Genomic DNA, 17,846 nt, shown 5'->3' on the forward strand with positions numbered 1-17,846 from the left:
CGGCAGGCGCTTTTTTTGTGCTTTTAGGATTGTCTCTATATACTCTGCGCTCCGTTTTCATGAGGCAGCACGATGGAATTTGAATTTATCCGCAATACATTGATGGGCGAATACTACGTTAAGTCGAGCATGGGCCATGAAATTGTTGGTCGCTGGTTGCAGGAAGAAATCGGTAAGGATTGGCAGAAGATAGAGCAGGTCGAGTCTATGCTAGTCGCTGTACACCAGTCTCCACTTCAGGAACACACTATGCTGGGTACTGAGATTTCCATCTCTATTCATGGTGATGAAGTCACCATTCAGGAGAATGTGTTGGCGCATGGAGAAGCGATGGCAGAAGACAGCGAGTTTGATTTTTATGACAGTGAGAGTACGGCCTGTTGTGGCTTAGATGACTTTGAGCTGTTAATTGATCAATGGAAAGAGTTTCTGACCACCAAATAGATCTGCACTGATATAGTGAAGAATGAAATCATTGCCTCATTATTGTGATAAAGGCGCACCATAACGGTGCGCCTTTTTGCGTATTTGGCGTCCTGTAATGAATAAATCATTATTTATCAGTCTCTTAATAAGTTGGCATGTCACTTGGATTATAAAAATAAAAAGGATGACAGCTTCAGAGAGGATGCGATGAAACTTATTAATGCGATTATCAAACCATTCAAATTAGACGATGTTCGAGAAGCACTTGCTGATGTCGGTATCGAAGGTATGACGGTATCAGAAGTGAAAGGATTTGGGCGCCAGAAGGGCCACACCGAGCTTTATCGTGGTGCAGAGTACCAAGTGGATTTCTTGCCCAAGGTAAAGCTAGAAATCGCAACACAGGCTGAAAATGTAGACCGTGTGATTGAAGCTGTATCCAAAGCGGCGCACACCGGAAAAATCGGTGACGGAAAAATCTTTGTCTACGACCTGAGTCAGGCAGTACGTATTCGTACTGGCGAAATGGACGCTGAGGCACTTTAAGAATTCAAAGGACTGGAGACATAAAAATGGAATTAACAACTACAGTAACGGAATTACGTTACGCACTGGACACTTTTTTCTTCCTCATTTCAGGTGCGTTAGTAATGTGGATGGCAGCCGGTTTTGCCATGCTAGAGGCGGGATTGGTTCGTTCAAAGAACACCACTGAGATCTTAACCAAAAACGTTTGTCTATACGCGATCGCATGTACCATGTACTTGGTAGTTGGCTACAACATCATGTATGTCGACAATGGTGAAGGCGACTGGTTACCTTCATTTGGTGCGCTGATTGGAACGCAAGGCGAAGGTGCTGATCACTCATTAGAATCTGACTTCTTCTTCCAAGTGGTATTCGTAGCTACAGCAATGTCTGTTGTGTCTGGTGCAGTTGCTGAGCGGATGAAGCTGTGGTCATTCCTGATTTTCTCAATGGTACTTACGGCATTTATCTATCCAATGGAAGGCTACTGGACTTGGGGTGGTGGCTTCCTGTCAGAAGCGGGTTTCAGTGACTTTGCTGGCTCAGGTATCGTACACATGGCGGGTGCAGCCGCGGCATTAGCAGGCGTATTGCTACTAGGCGCTCGTAAAGGCAAATACGGCAAAAATGGTGAGATTTACCCAATTCCGGGTTCAAACATGCCTCTTGCAACACTGGGTACCTTTATCCTTTGGTTCGGTTGGTTTGGTTTCAACGGTGGCTCCCAGTTGATGGTTTCTGACTTTGAGAATGCAACGGCAGTAGGTCAAATCTTCCTCAACACAAATGCAGCAGCAGCGGCTGGCGCAATTGCAGCCCTTCTTGTGTGTAAAACTACATGGGGTAAAGCAGACCTGACGATGATCCTCAACGGTGCACTGGCTGGTCTGGTTGCAATTACTGCGGACCCATTGTCTCCATCTCCTATCTATGCAGTAGCTATTGGTGCAGTATCAGGTGCGCTAGTTGTGTTCAGCATCATTGCTCTTGATAAGCTTAAGGTTGACGATCCAGTGGGTGCGATTTCGGTGCACGGTGTGTGTGGTTTCTTCGGCCTGATGGTTGTACCACTGAGTAATGGTGATGCAACGTTTGGTGCTCAGCTATTGGGGGCGGCGGTTATCTTTGCTTGGGTATTCGGTGCAAGTCTTGCTGTATGGGCTGTTCTGAAAGCAACGATTGGTATCCGAGTGTCTGAAGATGAAGAATTGGAAGGTATGGACATGCACGATTGTGGTGTTGGTGCATATCCTGAATTTGTGACTGTGAAGTAAGTCAGAGCAAGACATAAACTGTTACAAATAAAATACTCAAAAACCTGCTCTACTGGGCAGGTTTTTTTGTTTTGTGTCATTGTTTTCTAAATCATCATGAATATAATAACGCAACTGATAAACGTTATCATTACGAAGTTAAAGGACTGAACCAATGAAAAAACTGCTGACTCTTTCTGCTTTAGCATGTGCAACATTAGCACCGACTGCGATGGCTGCTGAAGAAGTGAACGTCTACTCTTACCGTCAACCTTTCCTAGTTGAACCTATGTTCAACGAGTTCACTAAAGAAACAGGCATCAAAGTAAACGTTAAGTTCGCAAAGAAAGGCCTAGCAGAGAAACTAGCTCAAGAAGGCGAGTACAGCCCAGCTGACGTGATTCTTACCGTAGACATCAGCCGCTTGTCTGAGCTAACTAAGCAAGGTTTGGTTCAGTCTGTAGAAAGCGCTGTTCTTGAAAAGAACATTCCAGCTCAGTACCAAGATGCTGATAATGAGTGGTTTGCTCTGACAACTCGTACTCGTAGCGTTTATTCTTCACGTGACCGTGTTGGTAAGCTAGGTGATGATTTCACGTACGCTGATCTTGCTAAGCCTGAATTTAAAGGCAAAATCTGTACTCGTAGTGGTAAGCACCCTTACAACGTTTCTCTAGTCTCTTCTATGATTGCTCATAAAGGCGAAGCGGAAACTAAAGAGTGGCTAGAAGGCGTTAAAGCTAACCTAGCGCGTAAACCTCAAGGTAACGACCGTGCGCAGGTTAAAGCGATCAAAGAAGGTCTATGTGATGTTTCTCTGGGTAACAGCTACTACCTAGGTAAGATGGTTAACGATAAAGAGCAGAAAGCGTGGGCTGATGCTGTTTACATTAACTTCCCTAACCAGAACACAACTGGTACTCACGTAAACATCTCTGGTATGGCAATGGCTAAGTACTCTCCGAACAAAGAGAACGCACTTAAGCTGATGGAATTCCTAGCGGGTGATAAAGCTCAAAGCATGTACGCTGAAGTGAACTACGAGTACCCAGTGAAAGAAGGCGTTAAGCGTTCTGACCTAGTAGCGTCTTGGGGCGACTTCAAAGCTGATACTATTTCTCTAGATGAAATTGCTGACCACCATGCAGCAGCAATCAAGCTTCTTGATGAAGTGAAGTTCGACCTGTAATCGTTCGACGCTTTATATACACAGCCTCAAGTCGCTCTTTTACAAGGGTAACTTGAGGTTGTTTGTTTATAAGGGTATAACAGACCCTTAAGCGTATTAAAGGTATATGAGATGTATTAGCAAGTGCATTTGATTGATGTATACCTGTGATTGTTAGGCGATGAAAGAAAATAATTATTTATGGAAAACCAGTAGTGGGACGTTAGCCCTGCTACTGGTTTTGCCGATCTTAGCGATATTCCTTACCTCTATTGGCGAGACGGATGACCTGTTCTCGCATCTGATGTCGACGGTAATGCCAACCTATACCTTTAATACGGTAGTCTTGGCCGCAGGTACGATGGCTCTGTCTCTAGTTTTTGGTATTCCTTCTGCTTGGATCATGGCCATGTGCCGGATACCCAGCGAGCGGATTTTACAATGGGCCTTAGTGTTGCCTCTGGCCATGCCGGGCTACATCGTTGGTTACATCTTTACTGATTGGCTCGATTTTGCCGGACCAGTACAAATCTTGCTGCGTGATTTAACAGGTTGGGGGCCCGGAGATTATTGGTTCCCTGATATCAGAACTTTGACTGGTGCTATCATCGTGCTGGCATTGGTGCTTTACCCTTACGTTTATCTACTGTGTCGTGCTGCATTTATGGAGCAAAATGTCTCTTTGCTGCAATCAGCGCGTTTACTAAAATGCTCTCCTTGGGAAAGTTTCCGTCGTATCTCGCTTCCACTTGTCCGCCCCTCAATTGCCGTCGGTCTCTCGTTGGTCGCAATGGAAACCATTGGTGATTTCGGTACGGTGAGCTATTTCGCCGTCAATACTCTGACCACTGCGGTTTATGATACCTGGCTCGGTTACTCAAGCTTGACTGCGGCCGCTAAGATCTCTGCCATTATGTTGGTGTTTGTAATTCTCCTGCTTAGCGCAGAGCGCTACAGTCGTCGTAAACAAAAACTATTCCAGAATCAGTTCAGTAGCCGAGAGGACTTTCGCTACGAGTTATCAGGCTGGAAGAAATGGCTGGCGTTGACTTGGTGTTGGGGTTTAGTCGCGATTGCATTCTTGTTCCCACTGTTGCAATTGGGGATTTACGCTTACAAATATTTTGCACAGAGCTGGACACCGGAATTCAGAGAATACGCGCTGAATAGCCTATACGTCTCGTTATCGGCAGCCGTCATTGGTGTGATTGTCGCGGTCATTGTGAATTTTTATAATCGCTTAGCAGCTAACCGTCAGGGGCTGGCGTTCATGCGCTTGTCTTCGATGGGGTACGCGGTACCAGGTACTGTTCTGGCGATTGGGGTGATGGTTCCCGTTTTGTTTATGGACCATTTGGTCAATGACATTGCTAAATTTATGCAATGGGGTAGGCCGGGGTTAATTTTTTCTGGCTCAATGTTTGCGCTTATTTTTGCCTTGGTCGTCCGATTCTCTGCAGTCGCAATCGGCAGTATTGAAAGCAGCTTAAACAAAGTCTCACCTTCTCTAGATATGGCTTCTCGCACTATGGGGTGTAATTCCAATCAGATGTTGTGGCGAGTGCATTTTCCTCTGATTCGCCGTGGAGCCTTGATTGCCGGTTTGTTGGTTTTCATTGAGTCAATGAAAGAGCTGAATGCAGCGTTACTGCTTAGGCCCTTTAACTTCGAAACATTAGCAACTTATGTCTACAACTTTGCCTCTGACGAACAACTTGAGTTGGCCGCTTTACCTGCGGTGCTACTGGTATTAGTCGGATTGATTCCCTTAGTTATGGTTAACCGTTCACTGGAGCATACACACTGATGAGCTGTGCATTATCAATCAATAACTTAACTTGTAAGTACGATGAACAGACAACCGTATTGGAATCTCTTTCGCTAGAGGTGGAACACGGTGAGATTGTTTGCTTACTGGGCGCGAGTGGCTGCGGGAAGACCACTTTACTTAAAGCGATTGCGGGCTTATTACCGCTCAGTTCTGGCTCAATGAGTTTGAACTGCATGACAATTGATGACGGTAAACACTGGCTGCCGCCTGAGCAGCGTAATATTGGTATGATTTTTCAGGATTACGCTCTTTTTCCGCACTTAACCGTTGAGGAAAATGTGGCGTTTGGTCTGAAGGCATTGGCTAATGGTGACAGAAAAGCCAAAGTGGCAGAAATGCTTGAGCTGGTTCACCTGACAGGGTTCGAAGAGCGCTATCCACATCAGTTGTCCGGTGGACAACAGCAGCGTGTTGCTATTGCTCGTTCATTGGCATACAAGCCTGACTTACTGCTGTTAGATGAACCTTTCTCTAACATTGATACTCAGGTTCGCCACGAGTTGATTGCTGAAATCCGTAAGATCTTCAAAAAGCATGGCGTCACGGCGATATTTGTTACTCATAGTCGGGAAGAGGCGTTTGCCTTCGCCGATAAGATGGCCGTGATGAACCACGGTGTGATTGAACAATACGGTACGGCGAGTGAGCTTTACTATCAGCCTTCGAGCAAATTTGTTGCGGATTTCTTGGGTGGTGGCAGCTACCTGATTGCTAAGCGTGTGTCTGAGTCTGAGTTTGAAACTGAGTTGGGCTTGGTTGAGGCGCAAGCTCAGCAAGAAATTCAGCTACAAGCGGAATGTGAGCTGTTGCTGCGTCCACAGCATGTTCAGATCAGTGCGACTGAGGAGAGCAGTGTGACGGTCTTGGAGCAACAGTTTATGGGGGACCATTGCCGTTATGTGATTGATGCCAGCGGTAGCCGATTGTTGGCCAGCTCAGCGGAGCCACTGTCGATAGGTCAACCTGTCTCGGTTAAAGTTGAAACGCAAGGCGTATTGGCTTTTTAAACAACAAAACACCCAGCAAATCGCTGGGTGTTTTGATCTCTAGGCTAGTTATAGTTGTAAGAATGTTTTGAACTGCTCAACGATGCCTTCTGCGGTCTCCTTGTCCGCCATCTCTGCAAAGATACGCAGAAGAGGTTCGGTACCAGAGAATCGGGCAATTACCCAACCGCCATTTTTGAAATATACTTTAGCGCCGTCTTCGTAGCTCACACGTTCAATTTCAAACTCAAACTGTGGTAGTTGTTTCTCGACATATATCTTGTGATGCAGTGTCTGCTTTTGCCCGGCTTTAAAGCTACAATCTCCTTCAGCCGTATAGGCGTAGCCGTATTTGGTATAAATTTCATCAAGAAGCTCAGAAAGCTTTTTGCCTGTCACTGAAATCATCTCAACCAGCAAACTGGAGGCGAACACGCCATCTTTACCTTTGATATGGCCGCGAATGGTCAAACCGCCCGAGCTTTCACCACCGATCAACGAATCATCGGCTTCCATTTGCGAGCTGATGTGCTTAAAGCCGACGGGTACTTCAAAGCTCTTCTCACCATGGTCTGCTGCTATATTGTCGAGGATATGAGTGGTCGCAATGTTACGAACTACGGAGCCAGACCAGCCTTTGTACTCAAGCAAATAGTAGTAAAGCAGGATCAGCACTTCATTAGGGTGAATGAAGTGGCCTTTTTCGTCGATGATGCCGAGACGATCAGCATCGCCATCGGTGCCAATACCAATGTCGTAACCTTGCTCTGCAACAAGATGTTTTAGACGATATAACGTGGCAGCGCTGGGAGAGGGCATCAAGCCGCCAAAGTCGGGGTTTTTGCCATCGTTAATCACATCGACGTCACAGCGGCCATTGATTAATACTGTTTGCAGCGCGTTTTTAGCCACCCCAAACATAGGATCAATTAATACACGTAAATTGGCTTTTTTGATCGCTTCTATGTCGATAAAGTCGATGATCGAGTCGACGAATTCGTTCATTGGGTTAATGATCGTAATCAGTTTATCTTCAACCGCCTGATCAAACTCTACGCTTTGCACTTTATCGCCAGTTAAAGCTGCAATTTGAGCTTCGATCTTTTCAGTGATTATCTCATCCGCATCACGGCCCCCTTCAATAAAGACTTTAATGCCGTTGTAATCTGCTGGGTTGTGGGACGCGGTAATGCATGCCGAGTAGGCGCACCCCATCGCTTTGGCTTTAAACATCACAATTGGAGTCGGAACAAATTTGTCGATGAAGCTGACGGGAATATTGTTAGCGGCAAGTACCTCGGCGAACCAGCGACCCGCTTTGTCAGATAAAAAACGACGGTCGTAACCAATAATGAACCCTTTGTCGGCGACTTTCTCATGGTTGATGATGTTTGCCAGCGCTTGGGCAACCAAGCGAACATTATTTTTGGTAAATTCTTCACCGATAAATGCGCGCCAGCCACCAGTACCAAACTTAATCATTGCTTTAATCCTTTATTCAACAAAAGAGCCTCTGTGAGAGAGGCTCATTGGGTGGTTAACCAAGTACAACGACGACGTCGTTTACGCTGCCTTTTGGCTGTACGGGTATCGCGGAGCCAGACACTTCTTCTCCATTGACTAGGATCGATTTGACCCCTTTGCTCACTGAGTCTGGGTTCTCCACTCTGATGTTGTACGTCGCCTCTAGCCATTGACGAGTCACTTCGAAACCCGGCCAGTTGGTTGGGATACACGGATCAATAGTCAGTCCATCAAAACCTGTACGTACGCCAAGAATAAAGTTGGTTACTGCGAAGTAAGCCCAACCCGATGTGCCAGTTAGCCATGGGTGATTCGCACGCCCGTGATCTTGGTGGTCACGACCCATAATGAACTGCACGTAAGAGTAAGGTTCTGCAATCCGTTTTTCGATGATGTCGTTTTGGTTGTATGGGTTGAGTGCATCGTAGAATTTCATTGCACGGTCACCACGCCCCAATTTTGCTTCTGCAACCCAAGCCCATGGGTTTGGATGTGAGAAGATAGCGCCGTTTTCTTTCACGCCTTGATAAACGCGAGTCACGAAGCCGATGTCATCGTTAGGAGTGGCGAAAGACGGCGAGTTGAGGTGTAAGCCATATTCAGAGAAGAGGTTCTCATCTACGGCATCCATTGCTTTCTCGCCGCGTTCTTGAGATACCGCGCCAGAGAGTACGGCTAAGGTGTTTGACTCAAGGTGTACACGACCTTCTGCTTGTTGGGCTGTACCGATTTTGTCACCGCTCTTGGTTAAGCCACGAATGTACCAACCGCCTTCATCATCCCAAAGGTGTGCTTCACACGCTTCGCGGACATTTGCCGCCATTTCGGTGTATTTCTCAACATCAGTGTCTTTACCTAGATATTTCGCTAGGTCGATGAACTCTTGCAGAGCCCAGAAGTGGAGGAACGACACCATTGAAGATTCGCCACCACCTAGGTTTAGACAGTCATTCCAGTCTGCGCGTAGACCTTTACAGATACCGGTTTGACCTACGTATTCAGCAGAGAAATCTAGGGCAGCTTTCATGTGGTCATAAACGCTGGCATCGCTACCATCTGCGTAAGGGATCATTTCGTCGAAGAAGCTGTGCTCGCCGGTTTCCATCACGTATTTACAGATGGTTGGCACTAACCATAGGTGGTCATCAGAACACGTGTCTTCAATGCCGTGGATCTTGTCTTCGTCGGATGGGGTAGGAACAACCGTTGGTGACTTAGACGGTTTCACGTCTGCTTTCTCTGGATCGAACCAGTCTGGATCGAATAGATGCAGACCATAACCCGCTTTCACCTGACCGCGCAGTAGATCAACGATACGCTTGCGTGTCATTGCTGGGTTGGCGTGAGGGACTGAAATTGCGTCTTGTGCGGTATCGCGGTAACCAAGGCCAGTACGACCACCCACTTCGATAAAGGATGCAAAACGAGACCACACGACACAGGTTTCAGCTTGGTATAGTGTCCATGCATTAATCATGGTATCCAGACCTTCATTTGGCGATTTCACTTGGAATTTGCCACAACGCTCATCCCAGTGGGCTTTGATACCAGCGAAGGCGTTGTCGACTTCTGCTAAGTCTTGGTATTTAGCGCGCAGGCGTTTACCGTTGCCTTTGCCGATACCTAGAATGTAAGCAAAGCGAACTTCTTCACCCGGTTGGATGGTGAATTGCTTGTGCAGAGAACCACAGTGGTTATAACAAGTCTGAGCCGTGTTGGAGCATTGGCCTTTTTCGACGGCGATTGGGTTAGCTTCGTCGCGGTAAAGACCTAGGAAGCTGTCACGCTGACCATCGTAAGAATCTGGAGAAAACGTCGAAGCAAGGTAGTAGAAACCTTCGAAGTCGTTGGTGTTGTAGTACAGGTCGTATTCAATTACGCCTTCATTGTAAGTCGTACCTGCGGAGTACAGAGACATCTGATGGTTTTGGTTATCAGATTGGATATGGCTGAATGAGAATTCAACAAAAGAGAACGCGCTGATGGTACGTGGTTTGTCTGAGGTGTTCTTGATCACCACATCCCAAATTTCCGCGTCTTCGCCTTTAGGGACGAAGAGTGTTTTCGTCGCGGTAATGCCGCTGTATTCACACTTGAACTTAGAGTATGACAAGCCATGACGGACTTCGTAGTTTGCTTCATCTAGGCTTTTGGCCACTGGTTGCCAAGATATTGACCAGTAATCCCCTGTTTCATCATCACGCAGGTAAACGTAATGTCCTGGGCGATCGAATGTCGCATTCGGGCGAAATTTGGTAACACGGTTGTATTCTGGCGAGTTGTAGAACGAATAGCCGCCTGCATTGTGCGAAATAACCGTACAGAACTTCTCAGTGCCTAGGTAGTTTGTCCATGGCGCAGGGACGTCAGGGCGAGTGATGACGTATTCACGATTCTCGTTATCGAAATAGCCGTATTTCATGTTTTATTCCTTTTCCTACAGCCACTGAAACAGCGGCCTAATGTATTTGCTAGAGAAAACTGCTAAGGGCTATGGCCGTCAGCAAAAGTTACTTCCAAGGGTTGCGATAATTGATGCCTTGTTTATCGAGTAAAGATAAATGGCCTTTCAGCCTTGCTTGATAGTCGTGCCAGTCGCGATGTTGTTTCATTGTCCAGCAAGCTTCTGCTATTGCTGTCAGGCGAGGGAACACCATGTAGTCCAGCCGTTGCTGGTGGGAGACAAGTTCGCACCATAGAGCGCACTGAATACCAAGAATACGTTTACGGATTGGGTCTTCTTCTGGAACATCGGCCAGAGGTTCATAGCGATACGCGCTTTCGAGAGGAATGACATTCGCCCAGTCGACGCCAGGTTCCTCAGGGGAATAATCCTGAGCCATATCCAGATAGGTGGATTGGGCCGGTTGTAGGACAACATCGAAGCCTTGTTTGGCGCACTTGAGGGCTGCCTCTTCACTCAACCAAGAATAAATCACGGTATCTTTGCTGACTTTATCTCCGTGCTGAGCTTCTTCCCAGCCGACCATGCGCTTGCCCAAAGAGCGTAATTTTTGCTCGGCATATCGCAGCAGGTGTCCCTGAAGTTCTTTGGTATTCTGGTAACCTTCAGATTCCATTAATGCTTGGCAATTCGCGCTCTGAAGCCAAACGCCATCAGGCACTTCATCGGCGCCAATATGCACCCAAGGGGCTGGAAATAGACTGGCGACCTCTTCAAGCACTTTATCGAGAAACTCATAAGTCCCCGGTATTGCAGGAGAGAGAACATTGTCGGTGTAATGTTGAATGCTGCGGTATTCCGATTTGTCGCTCGGATCGAGCAATAACTCAGGAAGGGCTTTAATCGCTGCTCGGCAGTGACCCGGTATATCAATTTCAGGAATCACGGTAATGCCTCGCTCTTGAGCATAAGCAATCACTTCTCTTACCTGATGCTGAGAATAATACCCGCCATATACTGGCGAAAGATGACTAAACTGCGGCTTGAGTGCCGACTCTCTTCCCCGAAATGCCCCCACTTGTGTGAGTTGAGGAAAGGCGTTGATCTCCAGTCTCCAGCCTTCATCATCGGTTAAATGCCAGTGAAAAGTATTGAACTTGTAGTGGACGAGCTGGTTAATTAACCGTTTGATATCGTCGATTGAATGGAAATGGCGAGCACAGTCGAGCATCATGCCTCGGTATTTAAAGCGAGGCTTATCCACTACTTTGACATAAGGCACTGATAATTGGTCGTTATCTTGTGTTATGAGTTGCATTAACGTGGCACTGGCATGTACGAAACCTGCCGCCGATGCCGATTCAATCCTGACGCCTGTAGCGGATACGATCAGCTGATACTGACTTTCATCCAGTGTTGGATTATTGCGAAACAGGATTTCGCTTTGACCAATGGCCTTGGCCTGATAGCCGAATAGATTGGTCAGCTCTTCCTCCAGCCAAGTCGCGGCTTTTTCCGCTTGCGCAGTTTGTAGTGTAATCTGGCTGGTGGTCGATAAATGAAAGGTACCACCCTGATAACTGATCTGGTTGGGTGCCGGGATCAGTGAGTGCTCTGCAGCAGGTATCGGGTCAAGTTGGGTGCGCTCTTGATAGGGGGAGGCGAGAGCAATAGGCGTCAACGTCACTGCTAACTCACTTGCACCATTGTCACTGACAATCAAAGCATCTTTGAGGCCGTCAGTGTAAAAGCGCAATGGCGCTGTATTGATGCTAAATTCGCAGTAATAATGCTGATTTGCGTCGAGTGTGTAGCTATCCGGAGTAACAACGCAAAAGCTGCCTGTTTGTTTGATCGAACCATGACTAAAGCTATCAGGAAGGATGTAGCGGTCAATGATGAACTGCAAATGCCAATTGTTTAGTGCTTGATCCGACAGATTGTGCAGCGTCAGACCAAATCGACAGTATTGCTTATGCTCTGACAGAACGGTGAGGTCAATACGATAACTCATGGTATCCCCTTTAATACAGGTTATGCTCTGGTTTGCCAGCAAACATTAATGCCCCTTCAATGGCATCAAACTGGGGTTCAACAATCCACTGTTGAACGGGAGGCGAAAGCCAGTCATGCATACGCTCTGCTATGCTTCCCATTAGGCAGATTCGGTTGGCCCCTTTTTTATGTAAGGCGAGAATGAACATTTCAATGTCGGCTGCAGTTTGCTGAAGCAACGAGATAGCTAATGAATCGGCTTGGGCCGCATGGCGAAAAATCATTGGCGAAAACTTGCCATAGTCACGGGGTAAAGCGTTTTTCGACCAACTAACAATTTGGTCGACATCGTTGGAGAAGTGGGTCATAACTTCTTGGCATAACGGTGTTTTTTCACCAATACCATCTTCAGCAAGGAGCACTTTTTGAATCAGTGTCAGCCCCATCACGGCGCCACCGGCTTGATCGGAGATAGGAAACTCTCTTCCCCCTACAACATGCTGCTCATTGCCGGATAAATAAATGCCACAAGATCCTGTCCCAGCAATCATAATGGCTCCACTGTCACCATTGTGAGCGCCTAAGCAAGCCCCATAAGCATCGGTGTTGAGTACGATGGAAGCAAAAGGGTGGGCTTGAGCCATAAATTCATGCCAAGCGGATCTTTGTTCTGCACCAGCCAAGGCTAACCCTAAATGCATGTGTTTTAGTTGAGATGAGTCGAGTCCGGCTTCTTGTGCAGCGATTGTGACCGCGTCGACAATCGACTGAAGTGCCACATCGACCCCTAAAAGAATATTGGCGCTGCCACTTTTACCTTCTCCAAGTTTTTTACCGTGTTGATCCCTGATGCGTGCTCGGCAAGATGTACCTCCGCCATCAATTCCGACAAAATATTGAGTCATGTTACTGCTCCTCTACGCGACTGAAATGAGCTTGCTGAGCCATGATGGCAAGTAAGTACCATGCACTATGAGGAATCCATTGCTCGCCCCAGCGCCAGTTTTGTAGCATGTCGTCCTTTTGTCCGGCCGGGTTAAATGCAATATCCTCTGAATCATCGAAGCCTGCCGTTATGCCGTTACAAATCCCTCCTTTGGCATTAAAAAATCCAAGGTGTGGTAAATAGTCGGGGTTGTTGCGTCCGTGCCCATCTAACATGCACATGTCATACGGGTTAAGGCCGAGAATCCAATTGAGAGCATTTTGGGAAAACTTGTTGAGCATATGTTTTTGCTCGGCGTCGCATAGATGTGGCTGAGCGAGATACGCCATCACGGACAATGAAGCTAAACGGGCATTTTCTCCCTGCCACCAATAGCCACTCTCATTATTCTGAGCGATGAAGAAAGCGTCCTGTTTTGCTTGGTTGACGCCTTTTACATACTGCCGCGGATAGCCAAAAGGGTTGGCGACTTTAGTGGAGATAGACAGCTCAAATTGGCACGCATGTGTGATGGTGTCGACTGTTGATTGGCGTCGTTGTGGATCATCTTCAACCTCTAAATACAGGCACAGAGCAATGACAGGTAAGCCGGCTTCCGCTGCATGATAATAAGGGCGTGAGCCGTCCTTATTCGCTGACCAGAAATTCTGGATAAGTTCATCTGATTGTTGTCGCTGCGTTAAACGTGTCGCCCAGTATCGGCTTTCTTCAAGATAGAGATGATTTTGTGTCGTTTTGTACAGTTCAGCGCAGGCCATCAGTGCGCAATACTCATCAATGATGTTTTCTTCGCCATCATTGAGGTAGTGGCAATTGAGTTCTTTCAGGTGGTGGTAACCGGACTCAGCTGCATCAAGGTATTGCTGAGTGGTAAAGTCGCCATGGATATCCAAACGTGCTGCTGCCGCTAATGCTGCGATGGCTATACCACCGCCTTGACGAAAGCCAGCCTGAAAGTCGTCTGATTTGTGACCGTCTTGCGTTGCGTAAGAGCATATCTCACGCTGCTGTGGGTCTTTCGACCACTTATCAAATACTGTGGTATAGAAAAATCCCGACTCGTGCTGCATCCGGACCAGAAAGTCGGTACCGAATAAAGCTTCTTCTTTGAGACGTAACTGCGTAAATGCTGCCAGCTTTGAGCTGGTCTCACATAGCTCAAGACCTTTGAGTATATTCCACACCACCATTGGAATTTGTTGTGGGTTCAAGTAGTTGGCATAAGAGAGGTGACTTAAATATTTGCTGACATCACCCGAGGCATCGTACCATCCGCCACGGACGTCCACAGTTTGACTGCTGTTTAATAGCGGTATGTTTTGATCCTGACGATCGTAGATGCCGCTGCTGCGTTGGGATTTAAAATAGTGCAGTACGTCGGACAGTGTAGAGGTGAAGAGCAGATCTTGATCGATCAAAAAAATAGAGGACTGACAACTATTGTATTTGAGGTAGTAGCGCCCTAGTGTTTTCACGTTGGAAAAATCAATGCGAAAAAAATATCCCTGGTGCCAATTTGCGACTCGAGTGCCAGTCTCGACATCCAGTGACGCAACAGTCTGATGACTATCTGCACACACCAAAAGGGCAGTGGAAGATGGTAGGTTGGGTACATCTGCCATCAGAATAGCCTGCTTTGGTCCCAGGGATTCATAACCAATGTGGTTAGTAAGTAGCAGCATTAAAATCTCCGAGTGAATCTGATGAGCCAGCTTCTTAGGCTGGCTTCAATATGGTTTTAGCTTTGATATAGGTAACAACGCACAAAGTGGTTGTCTGACAGTTGAGTGACTTCTGGTAATTGTTCACGGCATTGGCTAGTTGCATGCTGACAGCGTCCAGCAAACGGGCAGCCTAAGGAATTAGGTGTCCAAAGAGGGATCTCACCTTTATTGCCTTTTAGCTGCTCATGGATCGACTTGCTTGGATCCGGTACAGCGGAAACCAGTAACTGAGTGTATGGATGTTGAGGGTTGTGGATGATCTCTTCTGTGTCTCCCCACTCGACCATATGACCGACGTACATTACGGCAAGATCTTCAGCGATGTAGCGCGCAGTTGCGATGTCATGAGTGATGTAGAGCAGTGACATCTGCTTTTCAAATTTCATCTCTTCCATCAGGTTGAGAACGCCAGCTCGAATCGAGACATCCAACATGGATGTCGGCTCATCAGCGAGCACGACCTCTGCACCCACGGCAATATTACGCGCTAGGTTAACCCTTTGGCGCTGGCCGCCGGAAAGTTGATGCGGGAATTTTTGCGCGGTTTCCTTAGGAGGAATAAGCCCCACCTGTTCCAGCAAGTCGTAGACACGCTCTTCCAATTCCTTCTTATTTCCCGGTTTGACCTTTTTATGGATCAGTAATGGGCGGGCAATATGATGGAAAATATTATGGGTTGGGTTTAGAGATCCAAATGGGTCTTGCCAGACCATTTGCACGCCTTCGCGATAGGCCATCAGATCAGAACGAGAGCCAATGGTCTGGATATCACGCCCTTTGTATTCAATGGTGCCGCTGGTTGGGGCATACATCTTTGCGATCATCTTGGCAGTGGTCGATTTGCCTGAGCCTGATTCACCAACCACTGACAGGCCACGGCTTTTGTACATTTTAAAAGATACGTCGTTTATCGCGCGCATCATGGGTTGCTGTAGCGCATTACTGTTAATCGGGAAGTCTTTAACTAGATTTTTCCCTTCCACTAGTAGTTCACCAAATTCTTTGCTCATCATTGTCTCCAGTAATCGTTATGTTTTTGTCTTCCAGCGCTAGAGTTTGGCTTGGGCTATTGGCTCACCATATAGGTGGCAGTTTGAGAAACGACTTGGCTCTATTTGTTTCAGTTGAGTTGGTATCTTGGTACAGGCTTCGTGGACACGATCGCATCGTGCTTGGAATCGACAACCTTGTGGAATTTCCAGCAGGTTGAGTGGGTTGCCAGGGATACCAGTCAACTTCGTTTTTGGACCAGTGAGTGGAGGGAAAGAGCTTCCCAGCCCTTTGGTGTACGGGTGGTAAGGGCTTTCTAAAATTTGCTTCGATGGCGCCACTTCGATCAACTCACCGGAGTACATAATGCCGATGCGATCTGAGAATTCGACCATCAGTGAAAGATCATGGGTAATGAACAAAATAGAGAAACCAAATTCTTCTTTCAGAGCGTAGATCTTCTGAAGAATCTCGCGTTGTACCACAACATCTAAAGCAGTGGTTGGCTCGTCCATAATGATCATTTTAGGATTCAGTGCGAGGGCAATGGCGATGACCAAGCGCTGGCGCATACCGCCAGAGAACTGGTGAGGGTAGTCAGTCAAACGGCTCGGATGAATGTCTACGATCTCCAGTAACCCTTCTGCGCGTTTGCGTGCTTGCTCACGCGTCATGTTGGTATGACGCATAATCACGTCGCAAAATTGCTCTTCCATTGGCAACACTGGGTTCAGCGCATTCATCGCACTCTGAAATACCATTGACATCTCACTCCAGCGAAAAGCTTGCATTCTTTCATCGCTGTAATTGAGGATGTTCTCGCCATTGAAGATGACTTCGCCACCGGTAATAAATGCTGGCGGCTTGTGCAGTCGCATTAACGAGAACGCGACCGTTGATTTTCCGCAGCCTGATTCGCCCGCTAAGCCAAAGACTTCTCCCGGAGCGATATCAAAGCTGACATTGTTGCAGGCGCGAACGTCGCCTGCAGCTGTGATGTAGTCAACACATAAGTTACGGATAGAAATGAGTGGTGCTGTCATGATTATTTATCTCCGCTCCAAAGTGCATTTTGTGGTGCCAGTTCTGGCTCACGTTCTTTTTTGTCTTGCTGAGCTAGCTTTTTCCAACGCTTCATCCCTTTGTGCGAGCGCAACTGTGGGTTAGCAATTTCATCTACAGCGAAGTTAAGTAATGCCAATCCAGTAACGAGTAGGATAAGTGCCGCACATGGTGCAAACAGTTCCCACCAAGCGCCAATTAGCATTGAGGAGGAGGTCTGAACGTTATAGAGCATGATGCCCCAGCTGACGGTGTTAGGATCACCTAGTCCTAGGAAGGAAATCGTTGCTTCCATCATGATGGCGTACATTACTGAGCCAATGAAACTTGCACCCACAATTGGGATTAGGTTAGGTAGGATTTCGACAAAGATGATGCGCCAAGACGATTCGCCGAGTACTTCTGCGGCTTTAACGAACTCTTTCTCACGTAGAGCTAAAGTTTGTGAGCGAATTACCCGAGCGCCCCAGGCCCATGCAGTCAGGCCAATGATCAGCGCGATGGTTAATGGCCCAGCTTCGCCAATGAAAGCGGCTAGTACGAATAGTAAAGGGTACTGTGGAATGACCAGCATGATATTCATAGCTGCAGTTAAAAAGTCATCGACACGGCCACCGAAGTAACCTGCGGAAATACCGATCACAGTCGCAAGGAAACACACGGTAATACCGGCACCAAAACCTACGGCAAGTGATACTCGAGCACCATGGACAAATTGTGACCAGACATCGCGTCCCATGCGGGTGGTGCCAAGTGTGTGATCGGCTTTTTTCGACATCAACAGCGTGCGGCGGTCTGTCGCCAGGTTTTCTGCCACCCAACCGTCTGGGTTAGCTTGTGCTGATTTCACAATGAACGCTGGGTACTCGTGTGGGTTACCTGTACGCTTGTCCGGTGCGTGTTTACTGAGCAGAGGTGCTGCAAGTGCAATAAACAAGAAGATGCCGATGATGATGCTACCAATCAAAGCGATTGGGTTACCTATGATGAGTTTGATGAATCCCTTCAT

At 47.2% G+C, this 17,846-nt stretch carries 14 protein-coding genes; 6 read left to right on the plus strand and 8 right to left on the minus strand.

What is annotated here, in order from left to right:
- Positions 1-72: 72 nt before the first annotated feature.
- From IX95_RS19590 to IX95_RS19615, 6 genes are all read left to right on the plus strand, one after another.
- Positions 73-444 (plus strand): YacL family protein, encoded by a 372-nt coding sequence (locus IX95_RS19590; RefSeq protein ID WP_006958107.1) that lies wholly within the window; start codon positions 73-75, stop codon positions 442-444.
- Positions 445-633: 189 nt separating this feature from the next.
- Complete coding sequence (gene glnK, locus IX95_RS19595; RefSeq protein ID WP_004742633.1) at positions 634-972, plus strand: P-II family nitrogen regulator; 339 nt, start codon at positions 634-636, stop codon at positions 970-972.
- Positions 973-998: 26 nt separating this feature from the next.
- A complete protein-coding gene (locus IX95_RS19600; protein ID WP_038163350.1) occupies positions 999-2,228 on the plus strand; it encodes an ammonium transporter in 1,230 nt (409 codons plus the stop codon).
- 154 nt (positions 2,229-2,382) lie between these two features.
- Positions 2,383-3,396: a Fe(3+) ABC transporter substrate-binding protein gene (locus IX95_RS19605; RefSeq protein WP_038163353.1), complete on the plus strand. Its 1,014-nt coding sequence runs from the start codon at positions 2,383-2,385 to the stop codon at positions 3,394-3,396.
- 160 nt (positions 3,397-3,556) lie between these two features.
- Positions 3,557-5,182, plus strand: coding sequence for an ABC transporter permease (locus IX95_RS19610; protein WP_038163357.1), 1,626 nt, complete (start codon positions 3,557-3,559; stop codon positions 5,180-5,182).
- Positions 5,182-6,213 (plus strand): ABC transporter ATP-binding protein, encoded by a 1,032-nt coding sequence (locus IX95_RS19615; protein ID WP_038163360.1) that lies wholly within the window; start codon positions 5,182-5,184, stop codon positions 6,211-6,213. The genes IX95_RS19610 and IX95_RS19615 overlap by 1 nt, the downstream gene beginning before the upstream one ends.
- Before the next feature lie 48 nt (positions 6,214-6,261).
- On the opposite strand, the gene IX95_RS19620 is transcribed toward IX95_RS19615, so the two are convergent.
- The 8 genes from IX95_RS19620 to IX95_RS19655 all read right to left on the minus strand — a co-directional run bounded on the left by IX95_RS19620 (position 6,262) and on the right by IX95_RS19655 (position 17,846).
- Entirely contained in the window at positions 6,262-7,674 is a 1,413-nt protein-coding gene (locus IX95_RS19620; RefSeq protein ID WP_038163363.1) for a phosphoglucomutase/phosphomannomutase family protein, read from the minus strand.
- A gap of 55 nt (positions 7,675-7,729) precedes the next feature.
- Positions 7,730-10,138: a GH36-type glycosyl hydrolase domain-containing protein gene (locus IX95_RS19625; RefSeq protein WP_038163365.1), complete on the minus strand. Its 2,409-nt coding sequence runs from the start codon at positions 10,136-10,138 to the stop codon at positions 7,730-7,732.
- Between the two features lie 88 nt (positions 10,139-10,226).
- Entirely contained in the window at positions 10,227-12,134 is a 1,908-nt protein-coding gene (locus IX95_RS19630; protein ID WP_038163368.1) for a beta-N-acetylhexosaminidase, read from the minus strand.
- A 10-nt stretch (positions 12,135-12,144) separates the two neighbouring features.
- A complete protein-coding gene (locus IX95_RS19635; RefSeq protein WP_038163370.1) occupies positions 12,145-13,020 on the minus strand; it encodes an N-acetylglucosamine kinase in 876 nt (291 codons plus the stop codon).
- Between the two features lies 1 nt (position 13,021).
- Positions 13,022-14,743, minus strand: a complete 1,722-nt coding sequence (locus IX95_RS19640) for a glycoside hydrolase family 9 protein (protein ID WP_038163372.1) — start codon at positions 14,741-14,743, stop codon at positions 13,022-13,024.
- 56 nt (positions 14,744-14,799) lie between these two features.
- A complete protein-coding gene (locus tag IX95_RS19645; protein ID WP_038163374.1) occupies positions 14,800-15,795 on the minus strand; it encodes an ABC transporter ATP-binding protein in 996 nt (331 codons plus the stop codon).
- Between the two features lie 39 nt (positions 15,796-15,834).
- The gene (locus tag IX95_RS19650; protein ID WP_019276910.1) at positions 15,835-16,818 is read right to left on the minus strand and encodes an ABC transporter ATP-binding protein; all 984 of its coding nucleotides are present in this window, start codon (positions 16,816-16,818) and stop codon (positions 15,835-15,837) included.
- Positions 16,819-16,820: 2 nt separating this feature from the next.
- On the minus strand, positions 16,821-17,846 hold the full coding sequence (locus IX95_RS19655; protein ID WP_038163377.1) for an ABC transporter permease: 1,026 nt from the start codon (positions 17,844-17,846) through the stop codon (positions 16,821-16,823).

This window comes from Vibrio sp. B183 (assembly GCF_000740665.1).
Lineage (GTDB): Bacteria > Pseudomonadota > Gammaproteobacteria > Enterobacterales > Vibrionaceae > Vibrio > Vibrio coralliilyticus.